Source organism: Palleronia pontilimi, from assembly GCF_016412875.1.
Lineage (GTDB): Bacteria > Pseudomonadota > Alphaproteobacteria > Rhodobacterales > Rhodobacteraceae > Palleronia > Palleronia pontilimi.
The window spans coordinates 350,867-377,521 of record NZ_JAEKPD010000002.1 but is presented as its reverse complement, the minus strand read 5'-3'; the positions used below and the strand labels follow the sequence as shown (position 1 = coordinate 377,521).

Here is a 26,655-nt window from a genome sequence, read left to right as displayed (position 1 = left end):
TTCCTTAAAGCGTTGCGACCAGGTGGCCGCCATCGACGGGCAGCACGGCGCCCGTCATGAAACTGCCGGCATCGGACGCCAGAAGCAGCAGCGGTCCGTCCAGCTCGTCCAGTCGGCCCAGGCGCCGCTGGGGGATCCGGCGGATCAGGGCCTTCCCGGCATCCGAGGCGAAGAAATCGTCGTTCAGCTCGGTCTGCATGTAGCCGGGCGCCAGCGCGTTCACGCGGATATCGTGGCGCGCCCATTCCAGGGCCAGCGCCCGGGTCATGTGCGACACGCCGGCCTTGGACGTGGCGTAGGCGACGACGCCGCCCGCGACCCGGTCGCCCAGGATCGACGCGATGTTGACGATGCTGCCGCCCGAGCCCGCGTCGATCATCTGGCGAGCCGCGGCTTGCGCCACCAGGAAGACCCCGCGCAGATTGACGTCGATTACCTTGTCCCAGGTGTCCACATCCAGCGTTTCGGCCCGGTCCATGTGCGACACGCCCGCGTTGTTGACGCAGATCGCGACTGGCCCGAAGTCTTTCGCGGCGGCGGTAAAGCCCGCCTGGATGTCGTCCGCGGCGCTCACGTCCATCTCGATGGCCTGTGCCGTCCCGCCGGTATCCGCGATTTCGGCCACCAGCGTTTCGAGCTTTGCGACCCGGCGGGCGGCCACCGTGACCCGCGCGCCGTGGGCGGCCAGGGTCTTGGCCATGTGGCGGCCCAGCCCGGACGAGGCACCGGTCACCAGCGCGTGACGCTGCTGCAGATCGGTCAAGCCGACGGCTCCGCGTCGTCGAAGAGCACGACCTGGCGAATCGCGTCCCCGGCCGCCAGACGCTCGAACCCGAGGTTGATGTCGTCCAGCTTCAGGCGATGGGTCATCAGTTGCTCGATCGGCATCGTCCCCGCCTGCATCAGCCGGGCGAAGCGGGGAATGTCGCGCACCGGCACGCAGGACCCCACGTAAGAGCCGCGCAGGGTCTTTTCGCTGACGGTCAGTGACGTGGCCGGGATCGACAGGTCGTCGGACGGATGGGGCAGTCCGGCGGTCACCGCCGTGCCGCCGCGCTTGACGATGTCATAGGCGAAGCGCAGGGCCACCGACGCGCCCGCAAGCTCGACCGCGACATCGACGCCACCGCCCGTCAGTTCCTTGATGCGCTCGATCGCGCCGTCCTCGGTGGGATCGATGGCGTGGTGGGCGCCGAGCTTCATCGCGAAGTCGCGCTTGTCCTGCGCCAGATCGACGGCGATCACCGGGTTGGCGCCTGCGGCCAGCGCCGCCATCAGGCCCGACAGGCCGACGCCGCCCAGTCCCACGATGGCGCAGCTCTGGCCCGGGCGCAGGTCGCCCGAATGAAGCGTGGCGCCCGCGCCGGTCAGCACCGCGCAGCCCAGAAGCGCCGCCTGTTCCAACGGAATCGCCGGGTCGATCTTGACCGCGCTGCACTGGTCGACGACCACCCGGTCCGAAAAGGCCGAGACGCCCAGATGGTGGTCGATGGTCCGACCGTCGAGCGTGATCCGTTTCGCCCCCGACAGAAGCGAGCCGTCCCCGGCGGCGACCGCAGCGGGCTCGCACAGCGCGGGGCGGCCTTCCGCGCAGGGCAGGCAATGTCCGCAGGACGGCGCGAAGACCAGCACCACGTGATCGCCCGGCGCGAACCGCGTCACCCCGTCGCCGACGCTTTCCACCACGCCCGCCGCCTCGTGCCCCAGGGCCAGCGGCGTGGCGCGGGGACGGTCGCCGTTGATGACCGACAGGTCCGAATGGCAAAGCCCCGCGGCGGCGATCTTGACGCACATCTCGCCCGGGCCCGGATCGTCCAGATCGACCTCCACCACCGTGAGCGGTTTGCTGTCGGTGTAGGGCCGCGGCAGCCCCATTTCCCGCAATAGCGCGATCCGTGTCTTCATGTGCCGAGCCCCTTTTCTTCTTCCGTACAATGCAGGGCCCCGGCCCCGGTCTTCTGAGCGATGCGTCACGTCGTGTAACAAGGGGCGACAGCGGCTGCCATCTATTCTTTCGATTTTCCGCTTGCAGGCGCAACAATTTGCCCTTCTCATGGCTCGGGGAAAAAATAAACGGTTGGCACCATCCTGGCGCCGCCACCGCCCCCCGACAACCGAAGTGACGCGATGCGATGCGTCTTCAGCTCTCGACCAGAGGAAGACACTGCGAGCCTTGCCGTTCACATCCCGTCCCACCGACCTAACTCGACCGGTGAGCGCGCTTCGCTCGCACGGCCCATTGACACCCAACCACGCCGCGCGCAGCTTGACCGACGGAGGCCCATGTTGAAGTCCGAATACGCCATTGAGACGTCGAACCTGACAAAGACGTTCGCGGGATTCACCGCGGTCGACAACGTGTCCCTGCAAGTCGAGCGCGGGACGATTCATGCGCTCATCGGCCCGAACGGGGCCGGCAAGAGCACGATGTTCAACCTGATCACCAAGTTCCTGGAGCCGACCGCGGGCAAGATCCTGCTGAACGGCGAGGATGTCACCGCGGCCAAGCCGGCCGCGATCGCGCGCAAGGGTGCCGTCCGGTCCTTCCAGATCTCGTCGGTGTTTCCGCATCTGAGCCTGCTCGACAATATCCGGGTCTCGCTGCAGCAGCGGATGAACAACTCGTTCAACTTCTGGACGTCGGATCGTCGGCTGGACACCCTGAACGAAGACGCCCGCAGGATCCTGGCCGAGGTCGGACTGGACGATTCCGAAGATATCCTGGCGACCGAGCTGCCTTACGGGCGCAAGCGCCTGCTCGAGCTGGCCACCACGCTGGCGCTCGAGCCGAAGGTGATGCTGCTGGACGAGCCCATGGCGGGCATGGGCACCGGGGACGTGAAACGCGTGGCCGATATCATCAGGCGGGTGGCCAAGAACCGCACGGTTCTGATGGTCGAGCACAATCTCAACGTCGTGGCCGAGCTTTCGGACCGGATCAGCGTGCTTCAGGCGGGCGCGATCCTGGCCGAAGGCACCTACGACGAAGTCAGCAAAAATCCCGACGTGCGTTCGGCCTATATGGGAGAGGCCGATGCCTGAAACGATGCTGAAAGTGAAGGATCTTCACGCCTGGTACGGCGAAAGCCACGTGCTGCACGGGATGGATTTCGAGGTCCCCAAGGGCGAGATCGTGACGCTGCTGGGCCGCAATGGCGCGGGCAAGACCACCACGCTGCGATGCATCATCGGGCTTTTGAAGAAGCGCGAAGGGTCGATCACCTTCAAGGGTGAAGAGATGATCGGTCAAAGCGCCAACGTGATCGCGCGCAGCGGCATCGCCTTTTGCCCCGAGGAACGCGGCATTTTCTCGTCGCTGAGCGTTCTCGAGAACCTGCTGCTGCCGCCCAAGGTGGCCGAGGGCGGGATGAGCCTTGAGAGGATCTATGAGCTGTTCCCGATCCTGAAGGAACGGGGCAAATCGCAGGGCACCAAGTTGTCGGGCGGCGAGCAGCAGATGCTGGCCATCGCGCGGATCCTGCGCAGCGGCGCGCGGCTGCTGCTTCTGGACGAGCCGACCGAGGGCCTTGCGCCCGTGATTGTCCAGCAGATCGGCGACATCATCGGCAGTCTGCGCGACGAGGGCTTCACCATCCTTTTGGTGGAGCAGAACTTCCGGTTCGCCGAACGCATGGGCGACCGCCATTTCGTCGTGGAACACGGACAGGTCATCGACCGGTTCGAGCGAAGCGAAGTCGAAGCGAACAGAGAGAAGATTGCCGGCTATCTCGGGGTCTGACCGGGACTGCCATAGCAGTAAAACCAAAGGGAGAATGACCATGAACAAGACCAAAGCCACGCTACTTGCCAGCGCCGCGACCGTGCTTGCCACCACCGCGGGCGCCCAGGAGATCAGCGACGACACCGTGAAGATCGGGATGATCCTGGATCTGTCGGGCGCCTATTCGGCGCTGGACGGACAAGGCTCGATCGCCGCCGTCGAGATGGCGATCGAAGAGATGGGTGGCGAGATCAACGGCACCCCCATCGAACTGCTGACCGCCGATCACCAGAACAAGGCCGATATCGGCTCGAACCTGGCGCGCCAATGGGCCGACCAGGAAAACGTCGACATGATCCTCGGCGGCGCGAATTCGGGCGTCGGCATCGCGCTGCAGGACATCACCAGCGAAAAGGAAATCGCGTATATCAACAACGGTGCCGCGACCGCCGCGCTGACCAACGAGAACTGCGCCCCCGAGACCGGTCTTCACTGGACCTATGACACCGACGCGCTGGCCAACGGCACCGCGGTCGCGATGGTCAAGGAAGGCAAGGAGACGTGGTATTTCATCACCGCCGACTACACCTTCGGCCACAAGCTGGAAGAAAACGCGGCCGAGGCGGTCACCGCCAATGGCGGCGAGGTTCTGGGCAGCGTCGCGGCCCCGTTCCCGACGCAGGACTTTTCGTCCTTCATCCTGCAGGCTCAGGCCTCGGGTGCGCAGGTGATCGGCCTGGCCAACGCGGGCACGGACACCCAGAACTCGGTCAAGCAGGCGCAGGAATTCGGCGTGGTCCAGAGCGGGCAATCGCTGGCGTCGCTGCTGCTGTTCCTGACGGACGTGGACGCGCTGGGACTGGACACCGCGCAGGGCCTGACCCTGACCACGGGCTTCTACTGGGACCAGGACGACGCGGCCCGCGAATGGAGCAACCGCTTCGAAGAGCGGCACGGCGCCAAGCCCACCATGGTGCAGGCCGGGATGTATTCCTCGGCGCTGAACTACCTCAAGGCCGTTCAGGAGGCCGGGACCGATGACGCCAAGACGGTCGTCGCCCAGCTGAAAGAGATGCCGATCGAGGACGCTTTCGCCCGCAACGGCCGCGTGCGCGAGGACGGTCTGATGGTGCACGACATGTTCCTGGCCCAGGTGAAGACGCCCGAGGAAAGCGAAGGCCGCTGGGACTACTACAACATCATCCGCACGATCCCCGGCGACGAGGCGTTCCGCTCGCTCGAGGATGGCACCTGCGAAGCGATCAAGGGTTAAGTCCCCCTTTCCACGCGTGGCGGCACCTGCGCCGCCACGCGCCCACATCCCCTGAATTGAGGCCCCACCGATGATGGATCTTCTTGGCATTCCGGTCCCCGTCCTGATGGGACAGCTCTTGATCGGCCTGATCAACGGGGCGTTCTACGCGGTCCTGAGCCTTGGCCTTGCGCTGATTTTCGGTCTGCTGAACATCGTCAACTTCGCCCACGGCGCGCTTTACATGGTCGGGGCCTTCGTCGCGTTCCTGTTGCTCGATATCCTGGGCATCGGCTACTGGCCCGCCCTGGTGCTGTCGCCGATCATCGTGGGCATATTCGGCATGCTGATCGAGCGGTTCATGCTGCGCCGCATTGCCGATCTGGATCATCTTTACGGGCTGTTGCTGACCTTCGGGCTGGCGCTGCTTCTGGAGGGGCTGTTCCGCCAGGTTTACGGCGTCGCCGGTGAAACCTACGCGATCCCCGAATCCCTGCAGGGCGGCTATAACCTGGGCTTCATGTTCCTGCCCGCCTACCGCGCCTGGGTGCTTGCGGCGTCGATCGTCGTCTGCGCGGCCACCTGGTACCTGATCGAGATGACGCGGCTGGGCGCGACCATGCGCGCGGCCGTGGAGAACGCGGATCTGGTCCGGGCCTTCGGGGTGAACGTGCCGCTTCTGGTGACGCTCACCTACGGTCTGGGCGTGGGACTGGCCGCCTTCGCGGGCGTGCTGGCCGCGCCGATCTATTCGGTCAATCCGCTGATGGGATCGAACATCATCATCGTGGTCTTCGCCATCGTCGTCATCGGCGGGCTGGGATCCATCAAGGGGGCGATCATCTCGGGCTTCCTTCTTGGCCTGTGCGAAGGTCTGACCCGCGTCTTTTATGCCGAAGCGTCCAACATCATCATCTTCGTGGTCATGGCCATCGTACTGATCGTGCGACCGGCGGGACTGTTCGGAAAGGCGGCCTGACATCATGAGCGATTCGACCAACACCACCGAAAGCGCCCGGTCGTCGGGCGGATGGCTGTCCGACGTGCGCCTCTGGGCCGCGATCGGGCTTGTCGCGCTGCTGATCCTGCCGCATTTCCTCTACCCGGTCATGATCGCCAAGATCCTGTGCTTCGCGCTTTTCGCCGCGGCGTTCAACCTTCTGCTGGGCTTTGCCGGGCTTTTGTCGTTCGGCCACGCGGCCTTCTTCGGCTTCTCGGCCTATGTCACCGGTTACGCGCTGCAAACGCTCCGGCTTTCGGCCGAGCTGGGCATCCTGGCGGGCGTCGCCGTGGCTGCCTTGCTGGGTCTCGTGATCGGACTGCTCGCCATTCGGCGGCAGGGCATCTACTTCGCGATGATTACGCTGGCGCTGTCGCAGATGGTCTATTTCGTGGCCCTTCAGGCCCCGTTCACCGGTGGCGAGGACGGCTTGCAGGGCGTGCCGCGCCGCCCGCTTTTCGGGATCATAGACCTGTCGACCAACATGGACGTCTATTACCTGGTGCTTGCCATCTTCTGCATCGGCATCTTCATCATCTATCGCGCGGTCCATTCGCCCTTCGGCAAGGTCCTGAAATCCATCCGCGAGAATGAAGATCGCGCGATTTCGCTGGGCTACGACGCGGACCGCTACAAGCTTCTGGCCTTCGTGCTGTCGGCGGCGCTTTCGGGCCTGGCCGGATCCGCGAAGGTCATGGTGTTCCAGCTTGCGTCGCTGACGGACGTGCAATGGCAGATGAGCGGCGAGGTCGTGCTGATGGCCGTCCTGGGTGGCATCGGAACGATGCTGGGACCCATCCTGGGGGCCACGATCATCGTGTCGTTGCAGAACGAGCTGGCGCAGGTCGGCTCGCTATCGACGATCGTGCAAGGGGCCGTGTTCGTCATCTGCGTGCTGCTGTTCCGGCGCGGCATCGTGGGCGAGATCGGGCCGCGCTTGCGCCGGTGGCGCGACGGTGGCGAGAAAGACAAGTAGCGCCGCTTTTCCGGCCGATCTGGCCAGAAACAGGGACTTACGGACAAGGGGCCGCGATCAGCGGCCCTTTGCGCGTCTGCAAGGCCGCGAGGGTTCATGGGGCGGGCTGCGCCGCGCGACCCGCGTCGCCATCGAACGCGCCTTGTCGGCGGCGTTTCTTCTTCAGGGCTTCGAAACCGATGATCACGTCCAGCAGTTCCGTCGTGATCTCGGTCTGGCGCACCGACCTGATCTCCGACGCAAGGTCTTCCAGCCGGTCATCGACCGCTTGCTCGGCCTGCTGCATCTGCGCCAGCCGGGCCGCGTTTTCCGTGACGAGCGCTTCGGCGGCGGCGCGGAACATGCTGGCGAAGACGTGGCCGCGGATCAGCGCGTTGAAGAGCTCGGGGCGCGGCAGCGTGAAGATGGGCAAGCTGCGCGACTTCCACGGTTTGCGTTGAAGATCACGGATGAGATCGGGATCGAGCGGCAGAAGTTTCGCCAGCTCGGGGCGTTGGCCGCGCTGGCCGTCCCGCGTGAAATACGCCAGGGAAATGTCCATGTCGTCTGTGCCGAAGTCCTGCCGGATTTCGGCGATGCGTCGGGTCAGCAGGTTCGCGAGCCGACCGATCCCGTCCACCGATGCCGGCGGAAACACGGTGACCTCGGGGGGCAGCCCCACGTCGCGCAACGCGTCTGCCATCTGGGCGCCGACGCACAGGATCGTCTGTGTGCCACCGGACCCGTCTGCATTGTGGGCAAGATAGCTCGCCAGGGCCTGGTTGTAATTGCCGCACAGACCGTGATCCGAGCCGAAGACGACCAGAGCCCGTGCCCGGCTCGCCGATGGATCGGGATCAAGGGGTCGGATCTGGCTGAGAAAGGCGTGCAGTCCCAGCAGGATCGTTTCCTGGTATGCCTCGATCGCGCTGGCGGCGTGTTCGTAGGGCGCGGCATTGATCACCGAAAGCGTCTTCATCGTGTGAACGATGCTGCGGATGCCCTGCAGGCTCGACAGGCGGTGCGACAAGGATTCAAGGGTTTGCGTCATCGCCGCCTTCCAGCTTCCGGCGCGCGGCGCGTCCAAGGTCCAGTATCCTGCGGCGGTCGTCCTCGCCGAGCGGATCGTTCTGGGCCAGGCGCGCGGCGAGGTCGCGAAGCTCGTGCAAGACCGCCGACCTGAGCGTCGCCATGACGGTCATCGTCGCGGATTCGCCCAAGCGATCGAAGGTCCCGTCGACCGCGCAGACAAGGACCGCCAGTTGCTCGACCGCCGACATCGGGTCGCGCTCGGCCTGGCGCAGGGCGTTTCTGACCGCAGCGCCGCGCGCCAGGCGTGCGCGTGTCACTTCGTCCAGCCGGGTGCCGAAGCGGGCGAAGTCCTCGAGCTCTTCGAATTGCGACAGGGCCACGCGAAGATTGCCCGCCACCGAGCGGAACGCCTTGCTTTGCGCCTTGCCGCCCACCCGGCTGACCGACACCCCCAGATCGACCGCCGGGAACTGGTTCTTCCGCACCAGACGCGGCGACAGGTAGATCTGCCCGTCGGTGATCGAGATCAGGTTGGTCGGGATATAACCGCTAAGATTTCCGGCCTGGGTCTCGACGACGGGCAGGACCGTGATCGAGCCGCCGCCAGCGGCCGCCGTGAATTGCCCGGCGCGCTCGAGCAACCGGGCATGGACGTAGAAGATGTCGCCGGGAAAGGCCTCGCGGCCCGGCGGGCGGCGCAGCAGAAGCGCCAGCTCGCGGTAGGTCCGCGCGTGGTGGGTCAGGTCGTCCAGGATCACCAGGACGTCCATGGCCCGCTTTGCGAAGAACTCGGCCATGGTCAGCGCGGCATAGGGCGCCACGTAGGCCAGCGCCGCCGCGTCCTCGTCGCCTGCCACGACGACGATCGATCGTGCCAACACGCCCCCCTCGGCAAGCGCGCCGATGGCCTTGGCGACCGAGTCGCCCCGCTGCCCGATGGCGCAGTAGATGCAGACCACTTCGCTGGCCTTCTGGTTGAGGATCGCATCCACCGCCAGCGACGTCTTTCCCGTCTGCCGGTCGCCGATGATCAGCTGACGTTGTCCCAAGCCGACGGGCACTGCCGCGTCGATCGCCTTGATGCCGGTCGCAAGCGGCCGGGTGATGGCCTGCCGGTCCAGGATCCGGGGGGCTTCCGCTTCCACGGGCCGCAGGTCCCGGGCCTGCACCGCGCCCTTGTCGTCGCGGGGATTTCCCAGCGCATCGACGACACGGCCCAGAAGCGCCGTGCCGACCTTCGTGCTGACGACCTTTCGCGTGCGCATGACGCTTTCGCCCACGGTCACGCGATCGGATGGCCCCAGCAGGATCACCCCCAGGCGTCCGGGTTCGAGATCCAGCACGATGCCCATAACCCCGCTGGAAAAGCGCAGCAATTCCTCGGACAGGGCCTGTTCGAGCCCCGCGATGATCGCGATGCCGTCGCCGATCTCGAGCACGCGGCCGATCTCGCTCAGGCGCGGACCCGGCGGGGCGCTGTCGAGCAGGCGGGTCAGGATCGGCTCGACGTCCGTGCGATCTGCCCGGGTCTCATCGCTCATCGCTCGGCCCCCGGGGCGTCCCTGCCCGACACGAGCTCGGCATCAATCATCGACGCGAGGCCTTCGAGATAGGTCTCGACGGTCCAGGCGACTTCCGCTCCGCCCATGCGCAGGACCAGTCCCGGGGATTGCTCTTCATCCGTCTCGAAGCGGACCGAGATGTCAGGGAAAACGTCTTGCAGTTCGGACTGCACGGCCTGGCGACCTGCCTGTGACAGGGGACCCTGCGATGTGACGACGGCCTCGGACACCTTTGCGGCCGCACGGCGCAGATCCTGCGCCATGGGCCCGAGCTTCTGCGCAAGATGGCGGGCCATGCGTTCTTCCAGCGTCTCGTCGGCCAGATCGTCAAGCGCCTTGCCGGTCAGGGCCAGTAGCGAAGCGGCGCCCGCGCGGTGCAGCCTGGCTTTGTACTTGCGCGCCTCGTCGTCCAGATGCGTCCTCCATGTCTCGTGTTCTTTTTCCAGCTTCCTGCGCGCGTCGGCCAGCAGGGCATCGCGCTGTTCTTCGGCTTTCCGGCGGATCGTTTCGGTCAGGTCCGCCTGGGCGACGTCGAGGGCCTGCACCTTGTCGCGGTACGCTTGCTCCATCGCCTGTGCCTGTTCCCGGACGTGGGCGGCTTCCTGCATCCGCTGCGTGATCTCGACTTCGCGCCTGTCGATGCCGTCCAGGATCGGGCGATACAGGAATCGCTTCAGCAGCCAGACCAGCACCAGGAAATTGACGATCTGGGCCGCGACGGTGATCCAGTCGATCGACATACCGTCAGCCAGCCGCCGTTCGCGCCGCTTCCAAAGCCGCGTTCCAGAACGGGTTCGCGAAGATCAGGATCATGGCGACGACGAAGCAGTAGATCGCGGTCGATTCGATCATGGCCAGGCTGACGAACAGGGTCCGCGAGATGGTCGAGGCCGCGTCGGGTTGTTGCGCGATGGCGGTCAGGGCCGCCGAGGCCGAGCGCCCTTCGCCGAGCGCGGGACCGATCGCGCCGAAAGAGACGGTGATCCCGGCGGTGAAGATCGAAATGCCCGCGATGATTGCCAATTCCATCATGTATCGTCCTTCCTTTAAATGGGTTCGGCGCCGTCTGCCGTGGCGCTTGAAATGTAGACCGCTGCCAGGATCGCGAAGATGTAGGCCTGGATCAGACCGGTCAGCAGGCCCAGGACATCCATGACGACCGGGAAGAAGAACGGCGCGACGCTGAGCAGGATCGCCGCGATGACCGCGCCGCTCATGATGTTTCCGTAAAGGCGAATGGCGAGCGATATCGCGCGCGACATCTCCGAGATGATCTTGAACGGCAGCATGACGAAGGACGGCTCGAGATAGGTCCTGAGATATCCGCCAAGGCCGCGGCTGGTGATCCCGAAGATCGGCACGGCCACCAGCACCGACAACGCCAGCGCGGTGGTCGTCGACAGGGACGCGGTCGGGGGTTCGAACCCCGGAATGACCAGCAGCAGGTTCGACACCGCGACGAACAGGAAGATCGTGCCCGCGAAATACAGCAGGTGGTTCTCGCGGCGGCCGGCCACTTCTTCGATCTGGGCCTGGATCGCCAGCACGATCACTTCCAGCGTCGTGCGCCAGCGGTTCGGCGGCACATCGGGGCGCAGGTTGCGGGTGATCAGGCTGGCGGCGATCGTGAGCAGCGCCATGACGACCCAGGTGTAGAAGATCGTCGCGTTGAGGGGGATGCCCCACAACTCGAACAGGATCCTGTCGTCCGGTGAAAAGGTCATCGCGCGTCTCCGGATGGTGGGGCCACGCCCGCGGCGAGGGTCGCGACGAGGCGTCCGACCAGGAAAGCGGCGGCGTATCCCGCCAGGGACCACGGCCCGCCCTGCCCCGCCAGCAGCCAGCCGACACCCAGAAGCAGCAGGATCCGGATCGCAGCGCTGGTCAGGAGCACGGCCACGGGCCTGGGCGATCGCAACGCGATGCGGATTCCCAGCCCGAGGCCCCCGAAATAAAGCGCGCTCATGGCGGTTCCGATCGCCAGGCCCCAGGCCAACGACGTCCAAGCGACGGGCGTCATCTGCCGCCTCCTTCCTTGTTGATCCGGGCCGCGGCGATGAAGGCCCCGAGGACGACACCGGCCAGGATCAGCGCCAGCGTCCACGAGAAGTCCTGCGGCGCGACCCGGTCCAGCCAAAGGCCCAGGAACGCCCCCCCGACGGTCGGCACGGCGATCGACCAGCCGATCATGCCGAAGGTGGCGATGCCCCGCAGCGGGCTGGGGCCCGGGTCGTCGCGCTTCGACTTCATGCGGTCCGCGTGGCGGGCGATATCCCGGGCCGTCTTGTCCGGTTTGCCCGTCATGGCCGTGGGCCCCGCAACTCCGAGAAGCGGCGGACCATGTCGGCTTCGAGCCGCGACAGGGCCGACCGGGCCTGTCGTTCCTCTTCGTCGGTCTGGACGAAACTGGCGGTCACCGTGTCCTGCAACGTGGCCAGGTCGTCGCCGCGGACCCCGCGCAGGCAGGCCACGGCGACTTCGTGCCCCTTCTTGACCAGAAGGCCTTCGTCCAGGCCGAAGATCGCTTCGGTCCCATGGACGAGCTGCAGCGACAGGACCGAGGGCACGATCGCGGTGACGAAATCCACGTGGTTGGGTAGGATGCCGAAGGCCCCGTTCGGGGCGACCGCCGCAAGGGCCGTGGCCCGACCGTCGAACAGCGTGCGGGTCGGCAGCCGAAGGATCACGCGCATGTCCGACCTCATGGTCATGGAGCGGCCTCCAGGTCCTTCAGGCCGCCGATCATGTAGTAGGCGCTTTCGGGATGATCGAACCGGGTCTGGTCCAGGATCGTCTCGCACCCGTCCAGCGTGTCGGCGATGGGCACCAGCTTGCCCTTCTTTCCGCTGAACGCCTCGGTCGTGAAGAAGGGCTGGGTCAGAAAACGCTCGAGCCGCCTGGCCCGCGCGACCGTGGCCCGGTCGGCCGACGAAAGCTCTTCGAGCCCCAGCATCGCGATGATGTCGCGCAGGTCCTCGTATTCGGCCAGGGTGCGCCGGACCGCGCGGGCGATGTCGTAATGCCGTTGCCCGACGACCCGTGGCGTCAGCATCACCGACGTCGAGGCCAGGGGATCGATCGCGGGATACAAGCCCTCGCTCGCCCGTTTGCGCGACAGCACGACCGAGGCCGACAGATGCGAAAAGATATGCGCAGCCGCCGGATCGGTGAAATCGTCGGCAGGCACATAGACCGCCTGGATCGACGTGATCGCCCCGTGCCGGGTCGAGGTGATCCGCTCTTCCAGCCCGGCCAGTTCGGACGCCATGGTCGGCTGGTAGCCCACGCGGGACGGCATGCGTCCCATCAGGCCCGACACCTCGGACCCGGCCTGCACGAAGCGGAAGATGTTGTCGATCAGCAGCAACACGTCCTGGCGTTGGTCGTCGCGGAAATACTCGGCCATCGTCAACGCGGTCTGGCCCACCAGGAAGCGCACGCCCGGGGCTTCGTTCATCTGTCCGAACAGCATGACGGTCTTGTCGCGAACGCCCGCTTCGCCCATTTCGCGGTAAAGTTCTTCGGCCTCGCGCGAGCGCTCGCCGATGCCGCAGAACAGGCTAACGCCCTTGTAATGCTGGACCGTGTTGTTGATGAGCTCGGTGATGAGGACCGTCTTGCCGACGCCCGCCCCACCGAAAAGCCCGGTCTTCCCGCCGCGTTCGATCGGGGACAGAAGGTCGAGCGCCTTGATCCCCGTCTCCATGATCCGGGACTGAAGCACGCGGTCGCGCAGCTTCGGCGGCTTGCGGTGAATGCTGCGCCGCTCGACCGCCTCGGGCGCCGGTTTGCCGTCGATCGGGGCGCCGAAGACGTCGAGCATCCGTCCCAGGACCGCGGGGCCCACCGGCACCTCGATGGGCCCCGCGGTCCACCTGACCGGCATGCCGAGGCCCAGGCCCCTGACCGGTGCCAGCGCCATGGCCCTGACCAGGCCATCGCCGATCAGGGCCGCGACTTCCATCGCCACGGTCCCGGCATAAAGCAGGTCATGGATGCGCGGGACGGTGCCCGAGAAGGCGACATCGACGACCCCGCCGCGGATGGCGGCAATGCGGCCGTCGACCTGTGCGTCGGGCCGGTGTGGGGCGTCGACGCTCATGGCTCCTCCGCCGGGGTCTGGGCGATGCGGGTGCCCGACGTGCCCTCGAGAATGGCCAGCGCGTCGGCAAGGCGTCCGATCCCGGACGCCCCGCCCCGGTCGGCGAAATCGCACGCGGCGCGGATCTTCGGACCCATGGACCCCTGGGGCATCGCAAGCGCGCGCCCCTGATCGGGGGTCAGATAGCGGATCGGCGTCGCCGCATCCGTTCCGAAATTGTCGAAGACCGCGTCGACATCGGTGAGCAGAAGCAGGGCATCCGCGCCGATATCGGCTGCGAGCAACGCGCTTGCGTCGTCCTTGTCGATCACCGCCTCGATGCCGATCATGCTGTCATCGGGGCGACGGATCACGGGAATGCCGCCGCCGCCGGCACAGATCACGGTCACGCCCTGGTCCAGCAAAAGACGCACGACACGCAGGTCCGGGATTTCGACCGGTCGGGGCGACGGCACCACGCGGCGCCAAAACTGGCCGTCCTGCGCGATGCTCCAACCGCTCGACCTGGCGCGGGCCCGGGCCTCGTCTTCCGTGTAGGTGGGGCCGACGAACTTCGTCGGGGTCCGGAAGGTGGGATCCTTCGGGTCGACGACGACCTGGGTCAGCAGCGTGGCGACGGCGTGATCGTGGCCAAGGCTGTTTTCCAGCTCTTGCTCGATCAGGTAGCCGATCATCCCTTCGGTTTCGGCCCCCAGCACATCCAGCGGAAACGATTCGTCGGGCTTGTAGGCCGCGCCTTGCAGGGCCAGCAGACCGACCTGCGGGCCGTTCCCGTGGGTCACGATCATCCGGTGCCCGGCCTGCACGATCCGCGCGAGCGAAGCGGCGGCTTCGCGCACATTGGCGCGCTGTGCTTCGGCCGTCAGGGGCTGGCCCCGTTGCAACAGCGCGTTGCCCCCGACGGCTGCGACGACCAGCATCTCAGGCCCCCAAGGTGGCGACGAGGATCGCCTTGATCGTATGCATCCTGTTTTCCGCCTGGTCGAAAACTATCGAGGCCGGGCTTTCGAACACATCTTCGGTGACCTCCATGGCGTCCAGTCCGAACTCGGCCTTGATCTCGGCCCCCAGCACGGTGTCGGCGTTGTGAAAGGCGGGCAGGCAATGCATGAACCGGGCGCGGGGGTTGCCGGTCTTGCCCATCACGGACGCATTGACCTGGTAGGGCTTCAGCAGCTCGATCCGCTCGGCCCACTTGTCCTTGGGCTCGCCCATCGACACCCAGACATCGGTATAGACGAAGTCGACGCCCGTGACGGCCTCGTCCACGTCTTCCGTGATCGTGATCCGGGCACCGGTTTCGGACGCGATGGCGTCGGCCTCGTCGCGGATCTGCTGGACCGGCCAGCAGGCTTGATGCGCGCAAAGCCGCACGTCCATGCCCATCTTGGCCCCGCCGATCAGCAGGCTGTCGCCCATGTTGTTGCCGGCATCGCCCAGGAAGGCGTAGGCGACATCGCGCAACGGCTTTTCCACGTGCTCTTGCATGGTCAGGAAATCGGCCAGGATCTGGGTGGGATGGAACTGGTCGGTCAGCCCGTTATAGACGGGCACGCCCGCGAATTCGGCCAGCTCGGCGACGACCGCCTGGCCGAAACCGCGATACTCGATCGCGTCGTAGATCCGCCCCAAAACGCGCGCGGTGTCCTTCACCGTTTCCTTGTGGCCGATATGGGATCCCGTCGGGCCCAGATAGGTCACGCGCGCGCCCTGGTCGTAGGCCGCCACTTCGAAGCCGACGCGGGTGCGGGTGCTGTCCTTTTCGAAGATCAGGGCGATGTCCTTGCCCTGCAGTTTCGGAACCTCGGTGCCGGTATACTTGGCGGTCTTCAGATCGACCGCGAGTTTCAGCAGGAAGCCGATCTCGGTGGGCGAGAAATCCCGCAGGCTCAGGAAGTGACGGTTCTTCAGGTTGAAAGCCATCTGGATCGCCTTTCGTGTCAAACCGGATCGCGGATGGTGGGGCAGCTCATGCAGTGGCCGCCGCCCCGGCCGCGCCCGAGTTCCGCACCGGGGATTGCCAGCACTTCGATCCCGGCCGCCGCGAGGGCCGCGTTGGTGTCGTCGTTTCGGTCGTAGGCGATGACCACGCCGGGCCGCAGGGCGACCACGTTGTTGCCGTCGTTCCACTGTTCGCGCGCGCGCTCTTCCGCGGTGTCGCCGCCCGTCGGGATGACCTGCAGCCGCTTGTAGCCGAGCACGTCCGCGACGATTTCGAAGATCGGGCGCGGATCGCGCCGGAATTGCAGCGGCTCGGGTCCGTCGCCCGGTCGGATATCGTAGCAGACCAGGGCGTCGGCCACCTCTTTGAAGGTGGTGACCACGTCGCCGCCGCAGAGGGTAAAGACCGTGTCCAGGTGCATCGCGGCGCGGCTTTTCGGGATGCGGAAGGCCAGGATGCGTTGCGCCACGCCGGTGTCGAACAGCGCTTCGGCCAGCAGCCCGATCCCCTGCGGCGAGGTGCGTTCGCCCATCCCGACCAGGACCGTCCCGTTGCCCACGGGCATGAGGTCGCCACCCTCGACGGTCGCCAGCCCGTGATCGACGGTGGGATCGCCCCAGTGGATCGTGGTCCGGCCCGAGAATTTCGGATGGAACTTGTAAATCGCGGTGCTGAGCAACGTCTCGGGCCGCCGCGCCGCCCAGAACATCGGGTTGACCGAGACGCCGCCGAAGATCCACGCCGAGGTGTCGCGGGTATAAAGCGCGTTCGGCAAGGGCGGCAGGATGAAGCCGTGGGGCCCGAGATAGCCGCGGAACAGTCCGTTCGGCTCGAAGGGAAGATCGTCGGTGGCAAGTCCGCCCAGCAGGAACTTGGCAAGCTCCGCGCCCGGCAAGCCGTCCAGCCAGGCGCGCAGCTCGGTCACCATGCCCGCGCCGACCTGGGTCGGTGTGATGCGGTGGTCCAGCACCCACGCCCGGCCTTCGGGCAGGTCCAGCGTCTCGGCCAGAAGGTCGTTGACGTCGAGCACCTCGACGCCTTCCTCGCGCATCGTGGCGGCGAAGACGGCGTGATCCTTCTGCGCCTGCTTGACCCAGAACACGTCGTCGAAGAGCAGGTCCTTGCAGTTTCCGGGCGTGAGGCGGCGATGGGCGAGGCCCGGGCGGCAGACGATCACCTGTCGCAGCGTTCCGGTTTCGGAATGCACACCCAGCGTTCGGCCTTCATCCATGGCGATGTTCCTTCGAAGCGATGCCGGTGTCACAGGGCACTGATGACACCGGTCCACATGAGGTACGCGGCCAGGATCGCGGCGCCGACGAGCCCGAGCGCGATGAGAATTTCGGTGGCGGTGAAGGCCCGCGCGCCGTGCGATCCGCGCGCCCAGAGGTAGATCGGGATACCGGCGGCGTAGAGAATGGCACACATCAGAAGGTAAGCCGGGCCCGCCGCATAGACGAGCCAGATGCCATAGACCGTCGCCAACGCGCCGATGGCCAAGTCGCCGCCGCGCCGCTCGCGCGGGCCGTAGCTTTCGCCGGTCATGGCGAGTTTCAGCGCGTAGGCCCCTGAGAACACGTAAGGCACCAGGATCGCGGTCGAGGCGATGTAGAAGAGCGCGAGGTAGGTCGAGTTCGAATAAAGCGTGATGACCAGGAAGACCTGGATGCAGATATTGGTGATCCAGAGCGCCCCGGCGGGCGATCCGTTCTGGTTCTCCACGGCGAAGACGTCCGGCAGGATCCCTTCCTGCGCGGCCCGGAACGGGATTTCCGCAGCCAGCAGCGTCCAGCTCAGGAAGGCGCCCGCCACCGAGATCACCAGACCGACGCGCACGACGACGGACCCCCAGGGCCCAACGATGGATTCGAGCACGTTGGCCATCGAGGCCGCGTCGGGAAGTGCGGCCAGTTCGGGCTGCGAAAAGACCCCGAGGGACAGCAGAGACACCAGAAGATAGACGCAGAGCACGCTCAGGAACCCCAGGATCGTGGCGGTTCCGATATCGCTGCGCCGACGCGCCCGGCCCGAGCCCACGCTTGCGCCTTCGATTCCGATGAAGACCCACAGCGTCACCAGCATGGTGCTTCGGACCTGCTCGGTGATCGAGCCGAGCCCCAGCGTTTCGTTGCCCCAGAAATCCAGCGTGAAGGTCGGCATGTTGAACGCCACGAAGGCCAGGACGATGAACAGGAAGATCGGCCCCAGCTTGGCGATGGTGGTGATGACGTTGACGATGGCCGCCTGACGGATGCCCGCCAGGACCAGCGCATGGACAAGCCAAAGGCAGATCGACGCCCCGACAATGGCCTGCCAGGTGTTCCCCTCGTCGCCGAAGGGCGCGTAGAAATAGCTGAGCGCGCCGAAGATCAGCACGGCGTAGGACACGTTGCCCAGCCACGCGCTGAGCCAGTATCCCCAGGCGCTGTTGAAACCGACGAAATTGCCGAAGCCCGCACGCGCGTAGGAATATGGCCCGGCATCCAGCGCGGGTTTGCGGGTCGAAAGGTTCCTGTAGACGAAGGCAAGCGCCAGCATCCCGACCCCGGTGACCAGCCAGCCGATCGTGACGGCTCCGGCCGACGCACCGCGGGCCATGTTCTGCGGCAGGCTGAAGACGCCGCCCCCGATCATGGATCCGACCACGAGCGCCGTCAGGGACAGCAGGCCCAGCGACCCGGACGAGGTCTTCTTCTGCGCCGACCCGATGGGGGTCGTGATGTCGGCTGGCATCGCTTTCTCCTTCCATCGCAGTCGCTTGTCTCGCCGCGGGTGCCCGGGATCATGTGCCGAATGCGGCACCCGGAGATTGCCGGGCCGGGCGGCGCTTTCGCGGGCGCGCGCCGAGCCAGCACTCGAGACAGGATTGGCAGAAACGGCGCCGGGGCGCTTGATGTCGGTCAAGTCGATTGGCGGGGCGGTTGGGGTTCCGGCAGGCAGCTGTCGACGCCCACCGCTTGCGGTCCCACTCGGGACGGCCGGTGCGGCAGCGTTGGAGGTGCGGCTAGCGCTTGGCGGGCGGCATCTGGATGGGGATCGCCATCTTGGATTCGACCTGGGACAATCGCCGCTTGAGCTGCGCATTCTCGGCGGCAAGCGACAACGCCAGGGCAACCCCGGGCAGGTTGATGCCAAGATCGCCCTGCAGGCGCCGGACCCTGTGGATGACCGTGACGCTCGAGCTTTCGAACCGCCACGCCGCCTTGCCCGCGCCCACCGGCTCCAGGATGCCTTCGTGGACCAGCTCGATGATCCAGTCCGCCGGGGATCCGCTGATCCGGCACAGATCGGTCAGCGACAGCGTCGCGACCACCTCGCTCATCGGGATCAGGGTGTTTTCCTTTGCCATGATCTATACCCCCTGTGCCGCGCGCGGGTTGTAGTCCAGTTCCTTGGCCAATTCCTGGTAAAGCTCGCGCGCTTTCGGCGTCTCGATTGGCGGAATGACGATCTTGACCACGGCATACAGACTTCCGGGCGCCTTGCCCGGGATGCCGCGCCCCTTAAAGCGCAGCTTCTTGCCCGTCTGCGCGTGCTTGGGCAGGGTCAATTCGACCTTGCCGCCGGGCGTGCCGACATTGATCTTGGCGCCCAGCGCCGCCTCCCACGGGGTGACGGGCAGATCCATGTACACGTCGCGCCCGTCGACGCGGAATCCGGGGCGTTCTTTCAGCGCGATTTCCAGGAAAAGATCCCCCGCCTTGCCTTGCCCCATGGCCGGTGCACCCTGCCCCGCCAGGCGGATGTGCTGGCCTTCCGTGATGCCCTTCGGGATCGCCACGCGGATCGAGCGTTCGCGCAACACGACATGGCCGTTCTTGTCCAGCTCGGGCCTGCGCAAGGCGAAGTCGCGCGTGCCACCGCGATACGCCTCGTCCAGGTCGATGACGATTTTCGCGTGGTGGTCCTGACCCGGCGGGTGATAATCCCGACGGCCGCCCATGCCGCCGCCGAAGCCGGGATGCCGCGAAAACAGCTCTTCGAAGAACGAGCTGAATTGCTCGGGGTCGGCCTGGGTGAAGCCGCCGCCGGAAAATTCGAACCCCTGGTCCCAATCGGGCGGCGGCCGGAAGGACTGACCGGCCTGCCAGTTGGACCCCAGCTGGTCGTAGGCCGCACGCTTTTCGGGATCTTGCAGGACCTCGTAGGCTTCGCTGACGTCCTTGAACTTTCGCTCGGCTTCGGCGGCATCGGGGCCGGTGTTCACGTCCGGGTGGTACTTGCGCACCAGCTTGCGATAGGCGCGCTTGATCTCGTCCTGCGTGGCTTGGCGCTCCAACCCCAAGATCTTGTAGTAATCCTTGTATTCCATGCGCTTCGGTCCCTCTCACCGCGGCCCGTCGGGCTTTCGGGAAGATTAGCAGGACGCACGCGCGCCGATTTGACCGAGCACAATTCGTGCATCGGCTTCATGGGCGCTCGGGATGGGCGCGCTGTCGCCGTTCAGCGCGGCCTGTCGGGCCTGCGGATCATCTGCCGAGCGCGTCGCGCAGGGACAGCTTGGCGTCCGGCTGGGCGCGAAGATCCAGTTGCGACAGCAAGTCCAGCAGATGCCCCTTCATCAAGTCCTCGGCCGTCGCGCCGTCGCGGGTGCGCAGCGCCTTCACCAACGCATGGTGGGCATGGCTTTCGCACAGCGCATTGCGCCGCCGCCAGTAGAGCGCGATCACCAGCGACGAGCGGGACACGAGCTGCCGGATGAAATCCGCGATGGTCGCCTGATCGGCGATCCGGGCGATTTCGATGTGGAACTGCCCCGACAGGTTCAACGCGACCCCGGTCTGGTCCGCGTCGAGTGCCGCGTGTTCGAGGTCGATGTGCCGCTCGAGAAGGGCGATGTCGTAGGCGGTCGTGCGCTCGGCCGCGGCGCGGGCCGTCCGTGGCTCGAGAAGGGCGCGCGCCTCGAAGACCTCGCGCGCCTCCTTCACCGAGGGGCGCGAGACGAACGCGCCCCGGTTCCGCTCGATCGTCAGAAGCCCCTGGTGGGCCAGCGCCCTCAGGGCCTGGCGCACGACCGTGCGGCCGACGCCGAAAATCTCGCCCACCTCGTCTTCCGACAGTTTCATGCCGGGCAGCACGCGATGCTCATGCACCGCTTGCGTCAGCGCGCGGGCGATCGCCTCGGCCGATGGCGGTCGGGTCTGCGACAAATCGTTCATCATGGATACCTCATCACGCGATTCTGTCGCAGACCCGATCCGGACGCACAAGATTTCCGCGACGACACGGGCGGGATTGTGTACAATTTTAGCCGCTTTTTTCGACATTCTCCGACGATGCTGCCCAGCTTTCCGCCAGCCCGCGGCTTTGTGTCGGCGCGCCGGACGATACGATTTCGGTCCGCGCGGGGCCCTGCGCAAGGATGGTTCAAGCCGGTATGCGGGGATGGAATGCGGTCTGAGCTGGATCTGGAACTTGTCAGTCTGACGAAACGGTATGGCGACACCGTGGCCGTCGACGCGATCACGCACCTGTTCCACGCGGGCACCTATGCCTGCCTGCTGGGGCCGTCGGGCTGCGGCAAGTCGTCGACGCTTCGCATGATCGCCGGGCACGAAAGCGTGACCGATGGCGCCATCCTGCTGGGAGGGCGCGACATCTCGCGGCTGCAACCGGCGCTGCGCGGGACGGCGATGATGTTTCAGAGCTACGCGCTGTTTCCGCATCTGACGGTCGCGGAAAACGTGGCGTTCGGTCCCCGCATGCGGGGTGTCGATGCCAAGACCCGCGCCCGGCGCGCGGCCGAAATGCTCGACCTGGTCGAGATGACGGCGCTGTCGGACAGGCTTCCGGCGCAGCTGTCTGGCGGGCAGCAGCAGCGCGTGGCGCTGGCGCGCGCGCTCATCACCGAGCCGCAGATCCTGCTGCTGGACGAGCCGCTGTCGGCGCTGGACCCGTTCCTGCGCGTCCGCATGCGGGCCGAGCTCAGGAAATTGCAGCGCAAGCTACAGATCACCTTCATCCACGTCACCCATGGACAGGACGAAGCACTGGCGCTGGCCGACGAGATCGTGGTGATGAACGACGCGAAGATCGAGCAGGCCGGGCCGACGCGCGATGTATTCGAGGCCCCGGCGACGGCGTTCGTCGCGCGCTTTTTGGGCTCGCACAACGTGATTGCCCTGCCCCAGGGCCAGATCGCGATCCGCGCGGACGAATTGCGGCTGCGCCCGGCGGAAGGCGCACGGCTCCAGGGACGGATCACGGCGGTCGAATACCAGGGCACCCACGTGGCGCTGACGGCGAGCGTGGCGGGCAACCAGGACGTGACGGCGCTTCTGACGGACAAGGATTTCTTCGGTGCGCCGAAGGATGTGGGCGAGGCGGTCGGCCTCGACTGGGACGCTCGGGCCGCACGTGCGCTCGAGGCCTGACAGACACTTCAAGACCTCCAGAAAAGGGAGACTGAGATGACGACGATATCCAAGGTCCGCTACTCGCGGCGCTCCATCCTGAAATCGGGTGCGGCCGCGGTCGGTGCGGCGACGCTGCCCGCGCCGATGGTATGGGGCCAGGAAACCAAGAACATCACCCTGCGCCAGTTCGGCACAGGCGTGTCGAACCTGAACGACGTGGCGCAGAAGGTGAAGGAAGACCTGGGCTTCACGCTGGAGATGACGGCGCTGGATTCCGACAGCGTGACCCAGCGCGCGGCGACCCAGCCCGACAGCTTCGACATCGCCGATATCGAATACTGGATCTGCAAGAAGGTCTGGCCGACCGGCAACCTTCAGGCGATGGATACCAGCCGGATCCTGAACTACGACAAGATCGTCGGCATCTTCCGCACCGGCAAGCTGAACCCGACCTCGAGCATCGCGCAGGGCACCGCCCCGCACACGGTGGGTTTCGTCGAGGGGCCCGGCAGCACGACCTTCGTGGACGAGGAATCCGGCTGGATGACGCTGATCCCCACGATCTACAACGCCGACACGCTGGGCATCCGGCCCGACCTGATCGACCGCCCGATCTCGAACTGGTCCGAGCTGCTGAATCCCGAATTCGCGGGCAAGGCGTCGATCCTAGACATCAGCTCGATCGGGATCATGGACATGGCGATGGTCTGCGAGTCCATGGGCGAGATCACGTATGCCGACAAGGGCAACATGACCCGCGAAGAGATCGACAAGACCATCGGCATCTTCACCGAGGCCAAGCGCAACGGCCAGTTCCGCGCCTTCTGGAAGACCTTCGACGAAAGCGTCAACCTGATGGCGTCGGGCGAGGTGGTGATCCAGTCCATGTGGTCGCCCGCGATCACGGCGGTGAAGTCGCGCGGCATCCCGTGTCTTTATCAGCCGCTGGAAGAGGGCTATCGCAGCTGGGGCGGCGGCATCGGGCTGTCGAAGAACCTGAGCGGCATGGAGCTGGACGCCGCCTACGACTACATCAACTGGTATCTGGCCGGCTGGGTCGGCGGTTACCTGATGCGCCAGGGCTATTACTCGGCCGTGCCCGAAACCTCGAAGGCGTTCATGACCCAGAACGAATGGGGCTACTGGTTCGAGGGCAAGGAGGCGACCGACGTCATCACTTCGCCCACCGGCGACACGCTGGCCCAAGCGGGCGAGGTCCGCGATGGCGGCTCGTTCGAGGAACGCATGGGCGCGGTCGCCTGCTGGAACGCGGTCATGGACGAAAACCAGTACATGGTCCGCAAATGGAACGAGTTCGTCGCGGCGTAAGACGTTCGCCGCGATGACCCTGGGTGCCCCGGTCGATCCTCCTCCCCGGCCGGGGCACTTCTTAGAAGGAACGGCAGGACCCGTGACAGACCAGACGCTTGCTTCGCCCGACACAGCCACGGCCCTGTCGACGCCCCCCGCGAAGGCGGGACAGTCACGGCACCTCACGGGCTGGTTGCTGGCCACGCCGCTGGTGCTGATCCTGGCGGCCTTCCTGGTGCTTCCGATCCTGATGATCGGGGTCGTCAGCTTTTGGGGGACGACCGAGTTCTCGATCTACCCGGCGTTCCAACTGGACAATTACGCGTTCCTGTTCGGCTCGGACGTGACCTACCGCGTGTTCTTCAACACGGTGAAATACGCGGTCATCACCTGGATCTTCACGCTGCTGATCGGCTTCACGGTCGCCTATTTCCTGGCCTTCCACGTCCGCAGCCTGAACTGGCAGATCGCCCTGTTCCTGCTTTGCACGATCCCGTTCTGGACCTCGAACATCATCCGCATGATCTCGTGGATCCCGTTCCTGGGCCGCAACGGGCTGGCCAATTCGACGCTGATGTCCTGGGGCGTCATAGACGCGCCGCTGGAATGGCTTCTTTTCAGCGATTTCAGCGTGATACTGGCCTTCGTTCATCTTTACACGCTGTTCATGGTGGTGCCGATCTTCAACACGATGATGCGGATCGACCGGTCGCTTCTGGAGGCGGCGGCGGATGCGGGGGCCACGGGCTGGCAGACGCTCTGGCACGTGATCGTGCCCCTGACGAAGCCGGGCATCATGATCGGGTCGATCTTCGTCATCACGCTGGTGATGGGCGACTTCATCACCGTGCGGTTCATGTCCGGCAGCCAGTCGGCCAATGTGGGTCGGCTGATTTCCAACGACATCGCGCTGTTGCAATACCCGTCGGCCTCGGCCACGGCGGTGATCCTTCTGATCACGGTGCTGATGGTGATCGGCATCCTGCTGCGCTTCGTCGATATCCTGAAGGAGCTTTGACATGGAGCCGCGCCCGCGCTCGTTCTACTTGCTGTCGGCCTTCTTCGCGCTGTTCCTTGTCTTCCTTTACGGACCCACGATCACCATCGCGATCCTGTCCTTCCAGGGACCACAGGGCGGGCTGACATTTCCCATGCGCGGCGTGTCGCTGCACTGGTTCCGGGATCTGTTCGAGCAACAGGCCGTCGGCGATATCTGGGGCTCGTTCCGGCGGTCGCTGGTGCTGGGGCTGATGGTCATGGTCACGACGGTGGTGGTGTCGGTCATGGGCGGATTGGCGTTTCGCAAGCGGTTCGCCGGGTCGACCGTGATCTTCTACCTGATCGTCACGTCGCTGGTGATCCCGTCGATCCTGGTGTCGCTGGGGGTCGGGCTGATCTTTTCGCAATCGGGCCTCGGCATCCACTGGGCCACCTCGGGCTTCGGAGCGCAACTGACCTGGACCCTGCCCTTCGGGCTGTTGATCATGTTCGCCGTCTTCAACCGGTTCGACAGAAGCTACGAGGAAGCCGCGCGCGATCTCGGCGCGTCTCCGTGGCAGACGATCCGGCACGTCGTTTTGCCGATCATCGCCCCGTCGCTGATCGGGGTCGCGCTGTTCGGCTTCACGCTGTCCTACGACGAGTTCGCCCGCACGCTTTTGACGGCGGGCAGTTACAATACGCTGCCGCTGGAGATCTTCGGCATGACGACGAACGTGACGTCGCCCGTCATATTCGCGCTCGGGACGTTGACGACGGTGTTCTCGTTCGTCGTCATCGGGGTGTGCCTGTTCAGCGTCTGGCTGACCGGCAGGCGCCGCGCGCGCCGGGCATCCGACGCGGGCAAGGGCGTGGCCTGAGCCTTGACGGTCATCATCATCAACCCCAACCGGACCGAAGCCATGACCGACGCCATGGTGGCGATGGCGCGGACGACCGCTCCCGGGATCGCCTTCACCGGGTGGACATCCCATGACGGGCCACCCGCCATCCAGGGCCGCGAGGATGGCCTTGCCGCGACGCAGCCCCTGCTGGATTTGGCCGACCGGGCCGAGGCGTCGGGGGCGTCGGGGATCATCATAGGCTGCTTTGACGACACCGCGCTGGCCGAGGTCAGATCGCGCGCTTCGTGCCCGGTGATGGGACTGGGCCAGGCGGCTTTCGTCCACTGCGCGCTGCGCGGCTGGCGGTTCAGCGTCGTGACGACCCTGCCCGTTTCCGTGCCGATCCTGGAAGAAAACGTCGCGGCGTACGGCTATGGCACGCTGCTTGGCAGGGTGCGCGCCTCGGGCGTGCCGGTTCTGGCGCTCGAGACATCCCCGCAAGACGCGTCGGCGCGGATCCTGGACGAAGCCCGCGCGGCCGTGGACCGGGACCGGGTCGACGCCATCGTCCTGGGATGCGCGGGCATGGTCCACGTGACGGACACCATGCGAAAGCACCTGCCCTGCGCCGTGATCGACCCCGTCGAATCCGCGGCGGGAAGCATGGCCTGGCTTGCCCGGGGCGGGCTGGAGCGGAAAGCGGCGCTCTAGGCTTCGGATTGCCCGTTCGCTTGTTTTGGCGCGCTATGGTGGCCCGGTCGGGTCACTGGCCGACGATCGGAAGCTCGACCTGGCAGCGATGACCGGCGGGGATGGCGCCGTCGGGATTGGGCAGGCGCAGACGGATCCCGAAGGTGGCCGAAGCGGCATCGAAGATCCGGTCCACCAGCTCGACTTCGGCGTTCATCACACCGTCGACGGGGGCGTCGGGCCGCACCTCGAGGACCGCGCCCGGCGACACGGCCCGGAAGACCGAGACCGGAAGGAACGCCTCGACATGCAGCGGGTCGATCTGCGAGATCGTGAAGACCCGATCCTCGGCGGCGAGGTATTCGCCGGAGTAAAGATGCCGCGTCACGACGATCCCGTCGATCGGGCTGCGGATGACACGTTGATCCAACTGGGCCGAGGCGCGCTGCAATTCGAGTGCGGCGACCTTCTTGCGCATCTCGGCGATGATGCGTTCGCGGGCGATGACCTCGGTCTCGGCTTCGGCCGCTTCGAGCTGTTCCTGCGTGCCCACTTTCCGCGCCATCAGGTCGCGCGCCCGTTCAAGCCGCTTTTGCGCGAGCACCAGCCTGCTGTCCTGCGCTTCGATTTCGGCATCGCTGTCCGCCTGCACCTTCAGAAGCTCGACCGTCTTGCGCTCGACCTCGGAACGGAGCCGGGCAATCACCTGGCCCTTCGCCACGAAGTCGCCTTCGGCGACCAGGACGTCTTCCAGAAGGCCGGACACGGGCGATCCGATCCCGACGGTCAAGGCAGGCGTTATGACGCAATCGAAGGCGTCGGCCATGGCGGGGCCGACCGGCACCCCCAGCGTCATGCAAAACGTGAGGGCGCAGGCGCGCAAGCTGAATCGAGGCATGGGGTTTCCTG

The 26,655-nt window shown here is 66.0% G+C and carries 29 protein-coding genes; 10 read left to right on the top strand and 19 right to left on the bottom strand.

All coding sequences use genetic code 11. The features are described 5' to 3' along the window. Positions 1 to 4 precede the first annotated feature (4 nt). Entirely contained in the window at positions 5 to 763 is a 759-nt protein-coding gene (locus ILP92_RS04600) for an SDR family NAD(P)-dependent oxidoreductase (RefSeq protein ID WP_198915185.1), read from the bottom strand. Next, a complete protein-coding gene (locus ILP92_RS04595) occupies positions 760 to 1,905 on the bottom strand; it encodes a zinc-dependent alcohol dehydrogenase family protein (RefSeq protein ID WP_198915184.1) in 1,146 nt (381 codons plus the stop codon). The genes ILP92_RS04600 and ILP92_RS04595 overlap by 4 nt, the downstream gene beginning before the upstream one ends. A 378-nt stretch (positions 1,906 to 2,283) precedes the next feature. Between ILP92_RS04595 and ILP92_RS04590 the strand changes: the two genes are divergently transcribed. The 5 genes from ILP92_RS04590 to ILP92_RS04570 all read left to right on the top strand — a co-directional run bounded on the left by ILP92_RS04590 (position 2,284) and on the right by ILP92_RS04570 (position 6,949). Next, positions 2,284 to 3,042, top strand: coding sequence for an ABC transporter ATP-binding protein (locus ILP92_RS04590; protein WP_198915183.1), 759 nt, complete (start codon positions 2,284 to 2,286; stop codon positions 3,040 to 3,042). Beyond that, on the top strand, positions 3,035 to 3,739 hold the full coding sequence (locus ILP92_RS04585; RefSeq protein WP_198915182.1) for an ABC transporter ATP-binding protein: 705 nt from the start codon (positions 3,035 to 3,037) through the stop codon (positions 3,737 to 3,739). Before ILP92_RS04590 ends, ILP92_RS04585 begins: the two co-directional genes overlap by 8 nt. Before the next feature lie 40 nt (positions 3,740 to 3,779). Then, positions 3,780 to 4,994 carry an ABC transporter substrate-binding protein gene (locus ILP92_RS04580; RefSeq protein ID WP_198915181.1) on the top strand — a complete coding sequence of 405 codons (1,215 nt, stop codon included), beginning with the start codon at positions 3,780 to 3,782 and terminating at the stop codon, positions 4,992 to 4,994. A gap of 70 nt (positions 4,995 to 5,064) precedes the next feature. After that, on the top strand, positions 5,065 to 5,952 hold the full coding sequence (locus ILP92_RS04575; RefSeq protein WP_198915180.1) for a branched-chain amino acid ABC transporter permease: 888 nt from the start codon (positions 5,065 to 5,067) through the stop codon (positions 5,950 to 5,952). 4 nt (positions 5,953 to 5,956) lie between these two features. Then, positions 5,957 to 6,949: a branched-chain amino acid ABC transporter permease gene (locus ILP92_RS04570; RefSeq protein WP_198915179.1), complete on the top strand. Its 993-nt coding sequence runs from the start codon at positions 5,957 to 5,959 to the stop codon at positions 6,947 to 6,949. 94 nt (positions 6,950 to 7,043) lie between these two features. Here ILP92_RS04570 and ILP92_RS04565 read toward each other — a convergent pair whose 3' ends face one another. The 16 genes from ILP92_RS04565 to ILP92_RS04490 all read right to left on the bottom strand — a co-directional run bounded on the left by ILP92_RS04565 (position 7,044) and on the right by ILP92_RS04490 (position 20,725). Then, entirely contained in the window at positions 7,044 to 7,979 is a 936-nt protein-coding gene (locus ILP92_RS04565; RefSeq protein ID WP_198915178.1) for a F0F1 ATP synthase subunit gamma, read from the bottom strand. Next, positions 7,963 to 9,501 (bottom strand): F0F1 ATP synthase subunit alpha, encoded by a 1,539-nt coding sequence (locus ILP92_RS04560; protein WP_198915177.1) that lies wholly within the window; start codon positions 9,499 to 9,501, stop codon positions 7,963 to 7,965. The genes ILP92_RS04565 and ILP92_RS04560 overlap by 17 nt, the downstream gene beginning before the upstream one ends. Then, positions 9,498 to 10,262, bottom strand: a complete 765-nt coding sequence (locus ILP92_RS04555; RefSeq protein WP_198915176.1) for a F0F1 ATP synthase subunit delta — start codon at positions 10,260 to 10,262, stop codon at positions 9,498 to 9,500. Before ILP92_RS04555 ends, ILP92_RS04560 begins: the two co-directional genes overlap by 4 nt. 4 nt (positions 10,263 to 10,266) lie before the next feature. Further along, on the bottom strand, positions 10,267 to 10,551 hold the full coding sequence (locus ILP92_RS04550) for a F0F1 ATP synthase subunit C (protein ID WP_235971111.1): 285 nt from the start codon (positions 10,549 to 10,551) through the stop codon (positions 10,267 to 10,269). Positions 10,552 to 10,568: 17 nt separating this feature from the next. Further along, positions 10,569 to 11,246 carry a F0F1 ATP synthase subunit A gene (locus ILP92_RS04545; protein ID WP_198915174.1) on the bottom strand — a complete coding sequence of 226 codons (678 nt, stop codon included), beginning with the start codon at positions 11,244 to 11,246 and terminating at the stop codon, positions 10,569 to 10,571. Then, positions 11,243 to 11,542, bottom strand: coding sequence for an N-ATPase subunit AtpR (locus ILP92_RS04540; protein ID WP_198915173.1), 300 nt, complete (start codon positions 11,540 to 11,542; stop codon positions 11,243 to 11,245). The genes ILP92_RS04545 and ILP92_RS04540 overlap by 4 nt, the downstream gene beginning before the upstream one ends. Further along, positions 11,539 to 11,826: an AtpZ/AtpI family protein gene (locus tag ILP92_RS04535; protein ID WP_198915172.1), complete on the bottom strand. Its 288-nt coding sequence runs from the start codon at positions 11,824 to 11,826 to the stop codon at positions 11,539 to 11,541. Before ILP92_RS04535 ends, ILP92_RS04540 begins: the two co-directional genes overlap by 4 nt. Beyond that, on the bottom strand, positions 11,823 to 12,233 hold the full coding sequence (locus ILP92_RS04530; protein ID WP_198915171.1) for an ATPase: 411 nt from the start codon (positions 12,231 to 12,233) through the stop codon (positions 11,823 to 11,825). Before ILP92_RS04530 ends, ILP92_RS04535 begins: the two co-directional genes overlap by 4 nt. Then, positions 12,230 to 13,624 carry a F0F1 ATP synthase subunit beta gene (atpD, locus tag ILP92_RS04525; protein ID WP_198915170.1) on the bottom strand — a complete coding sequence of 465 codons (1,395 nt, stop codon included), beginning with the start codon at positions 13,622 to 13,624 and terminating at the stop codon, positions 12,230 to 12,232. Before atpD ends, ILP92_RS04530 begins: the two co-directional genes overlap by 4 nt. Next, positions 13,621 to 14,544 carry a carbamate kinase gene (locus tag ILP92_RS04520; RefSeq protein WP_198915169.1) on the bottom strand — a complete coding sequence of 308 codons (924 nt, stop codon included), beginning with the start codon at positions 14,542 to 14,544 and terminating at the stop codon, positions 13,621 to 13,623. Before ILP92_RS04520 ends, atpD begins: the two co-directional genes overlap by 4 nt. A gap of 1 nt (position 14,545) precedes the next feature. Next, positions 14,546 to 15,547 carry an ornithine carbamoyltransferase gene (gene argF, locus ILP92_RS04515; protein ID WP_198915168.1) on the bottom strand — a complete coding sequence of 334 codons (1,002 nt, stop codon included), beginning with the start codon at positions 15,545 to 15,547 and terminating at the stop codon, positions 14,546 to 14,548. A gap of 17 nt (positions 15,548 to 15,564) precedes the next feature. Next, a complete protein-coding gene (locus ILP92_RS04510) occupies positions 15,565 to 16,797 on the bottom strand; it encodes an arginine deiminase (protein WP_198915167.1) in 1,233 nt (410 codons plus the stop codon). Positions 16,798 to 16,826: 29 nt separating this feature from the next. Continuing rightward, positions 16,827 to 18,299: an arginine-ornithine antiporter gene (gene arcD / locus ILP92_RS04505; protein WP_198915166.1), complete on the bottom strand. Its 1,473-nt coding sequence runs from the start codon at positions 18,297 to 18,299 to the stop codon at positions 16,827 to 16,829. A 271-nt stretch (positions 18,300 to 18,570) separates the two neighbouring features. After that, a complete protein-coding gene (locus ILP92_RS04500) occupies positions 18,571 to 18,915 on the bottom strand; it encodes a chaperone modulator CbpM (RefSeq protein WP_198915165.1) in 345 nt (114 codons plus the stop codon). A gap of 3 nt (positions 18,916 to 18,918) precedes the next feature. Continuing rightward, a complete protein-coding gene (locus ILP92_RS04495; protein ID WP_198915164.1) occupies positions 18,919 to 19,878 on the bottom strand; it encodes a DnaJ C-terminal domain-containing protein in 960 nt (319 codons plus the stop codon). A gap of 157 nt (positions 19,879 to 20,035) precedes the next feature. Continuing rightward, positions 20,036 to 20,725: a GntR family transcriptional regulator gene (locus ILP92_RS04490; protein ID WP_198915284.1), complete on the bottom strand. Its 690-nt coding sequence runs from the start codon at positions 20,723 to 20,725 to the stop codon at positions 20,036 to 20,038. Positions 20,726 to 20,956: 231 nt separating this feature from the next. Between ILP92_RS04490 and ILP92_RS04485 the strand changes: the two genes are divergently transcribed. The 5 genes from ILP92_RS04485 (at position 20,957) to ILP92_RS04465 (ending at position 25,767) form a co-directional block, all read left to right on the top strand. Next, positions 20,957 to 21,940 (top strand): ABC transporter ATP-binding protein, encoded by a 984-nt coding sequence (locus tag ILP92_RS04485; protein WP_198915163.1) that lies wholly within the window; start codon positions 20,957 to 20,959, stop codon positions 21,938 to 21,940. Positions 21,941 to 21,985: 45 nt separating this feature from the next. Continuing rightward, positions 21,986 to 23,251: an ABC transporter substrate-binding protein gene (locus tag ILP92_RS04480; RefSeq protein WP_198915283.1), complete on the top strand. Its 1,266-nt coding sequence runs from the start codon at positions 21,986 to 21,988 to the stop codon at positions 23,249 to 23,251. A gap of 124 nt (positions 23,252 to 23,375) precedes the next feature. Continuing rightward, a complete protein-coding gene (locus ILP92_RS04475) occupies positions 23,376 to 24,251 on the top strand; it encodes an ABC transporter permease (RefSeq protein ID WP_235971109.1) in 876 nt (291 codons plus the stop codon). Position 24,252: 1 nt separating this feature from the next. Next, on the top strand, positions 24,253 to 25,092 hold the full coding sequence (locus tag ILP92_RS04470; protein WP_198915161.1) for an ABC transporter permease: 840 nt from the start codon (positions 24,253 to 24,255) through the stop codon (positions 25,090 to 25,092). 3 nt (positions 25,093 to 25,095) lie between these two features. Next, entirely contained in the window at positions 25,096 to 25,767 is a 672-nt protein-coding gene (locus ILP92_RS04465) for an aspartate/glutamate racemase family protein (RefSeq protein WP_198915160.1), read from the top strand. Between the two features lie 52 nt (positions 25,768 to 25,819). On the opposite strand, the gene ILP92_RS04460 is transcribed toward ILP92_RS04465, so the two are convergent. Continuing rightward, the gene (locus ILP92_RS04460; RefSeq protein ID WP_198915159.1) at positions 25,820 to 26,644 is read right to left on the bottom strand and encodes an efflux RND transporter periplasmic adaptor subunit; all 825 of its coding nucleotides are present in this window, start codon (positions 26,642 to 26,644) and stop codon (positions 25,820 to 25,822) included. Positions 26,645 to 26,655 lie beyond the last annotated feature (11 nt).

What these genes read in the sequence shown, in the direction of transcription:
- ILP92_RS04595 (WP_198915184.1), bottom strand. Translation starts at nt 1,905, where the DNA reads ATGAAGACACGGATCGCGCTATTGCGGGAAATGGGGCTGCCGCGGCCC.
- ILP92_RS04560 (WP_198915177.1), bottom strand. Translation starts at nt 9,501, where the DNA reads ATGAGCGATGAGACCCGGGCAGATCGCACGGACGTCGAGCCGATCCTG.
- ILP92_RS04485 (WP_198915163.1), top strand. Translation starts at nt 20,957, where the DNA reads ATGCGGTCTGAGCTGGATCTGGAACTTGTCAGTCTGACGAAACGGTAT.
- ILP92_RS04490 (WP_198915284.1), bottom strand. Translation starts at nt 20,725, where the DNA reads ATGAACGATTTGTCGCAGACCCGACCGCCATCGGCCGAGGCGATCGCC.
- ILP92_RS04530 (WP_198915171.1), bottom strand. Translation starts at nt 12,233, where the DNA reads ATGACCATGAGGTCGGACATGCGCGTGATCCTTCGGCTGCCGACCCGC.
- atpD (WP_198915170.1), bottom strand. Translation starts at nt 13,624, where the DNA reads ATGAGCGTCGACGCCCCACACCGGCCCGACGCACAGGTCGACGGCCGC.
- ILP92_RS04510 (WP_198915167.1), bottom strand. Translation starts at nt 16,797, where the DNA reads ATGGATGAAGGCCGAACGCTGGGTGTGCATTCCGAAACCGGAACGCTG.
- ILP92_RS04565 (WP_198915178.1), bottom strand. Translation starts at nt 7,979, where the DNA reads ATGACGCAAACCCTTGAATCCTTGTCGCACCGCCTGTCGAGCCTGCAG.
- argF (WP_198915168.1), bottom strand. Translation starts at nt 15,547, where the DNA reads ATGGCTTTCAACCTGAAGAACCGTCACTTCCTGAGCCTGCGGGATTTC.
- ILP92_RS04580 (WP_198915181.1), top strand. Translation starts at nt 3,780, where the DNA reads ATGAACAAGACCAAAGCCACGCTACTTGCCAGCGCCGCGACCGTGCTT.
- ILP92_RS04555 (WP_198915176.1), bottom strand. Translation starts at nt 10,262, where the DNA reads ATGTCGATCGACTGGATCACCGTCGCGGCCCAGATCGTCAATTTCCTG.
- ILP92_RS04520 (WP_198915169.1), bottom strand. Translation starts at nt 14,544, where the DNA reads ATGCTGGTCGTCGCAGCCGTCGGGGGCAACGCGCTGTTGCAACGGGGC.
- ILP92_RS04570 (WP_198915179.1), top strand. Translation starts at nt 5,957, where the DNA reads ATGAGCGATTCGACCAACACCACCGAAAGCGCCCGGTCGTCGGGCGGA.
- ILP92_RS04535 (WP_198915172.1), bottom strand. Translation starts at nt 11,826, where the DNA reads ATGACGGGCAAACCGGACAAGACGGCCCGGGATATCGCCCGCCACGCG.
- ILP92_RS04470 (WP_198915161.1), top strand. Translation starts at nt 24,253, where the DNA reads ATGGAGCCGCGCCCGCGCTCGTTCTACTTGCTGTCGGCCTTCTTCGCG.
- arcD (WP_198915166.1), bottom strand. Translation starts at nt 18,299, where the DNA reads ATGCCAGCCGACATCACGACCCCCATCGGGTCGGCGCAGAAGAAGACC.
- ILP92_RS04460 (WP_198915159.1), bottom strand. Translation starts at nt 26,644, where the DNA reads ATGCCTCGATTCAGCTTGCGCGCCTGCGCCCTCACGTTTTGCATGACG.
- ILP92_RS04575 (WP_198915180.1), top strand. Translation starts at nt 5,065, where the DNA reads ATGATGGATCTTCTTGGCATTCCGGTCCCCGTCCTGATGGGACAGCTC.
- ILP92_RS04540 (WP_198915173.1), bottom strand. Translation starts at nt 11,542, where the DNA reads ATGACGCCCGTCGCTTGGACGTCGTTGGCCTGGGGCCTGGCGATCGGA.
- ILP92_RS04550 (WP_235971111.1), bottom strand. Translation starts at nt 10,551, where the DNA reads ATGGAATTGGCAATCATCGCGGGCATTTCGATCTTCACCGCCGGGATC.
- ILP92_RS04500 (WP_198915165.1), bottom strand. Translation starts at nt 18,915, where the DNA reads ATGGCAAAGGAAAACACCCTGATCCCGATGAGCGAGGTGGTCGCGACG.
- ILP92_RS04590 (WP_198915183.1), top strand. Translation starts at nt 2,284, where the DNA reads ATGTTGAAGTCCGAATACGCCATTGAGACGTCGAACCTGACAAAGACG.
- ILP92_RS04545 (WP_198915174.1), bottom strand. Translation starts at nt 11,246, where the DNA reads ATGACCTTTTCACCGGACGACAGGATCCTGTTCGAGTTGTGGGGCATC.
- ILP92_RS04585 (WP_198915182.1), top strand. Translation starts at nt 3,035, where the DNA reads ATGCCTGAAACGATGCTGAAAGTGAAGGATCTTCACGCCTGGTACGGC.
- ILP92_RS04495 (WP_198915164.1), bottom strand. Translation starts at nt 19,878, where the DNA reads ATGGAATACAAGGATTACTACAAGATCTTGGGGTTGGAGCGCCAAGCC.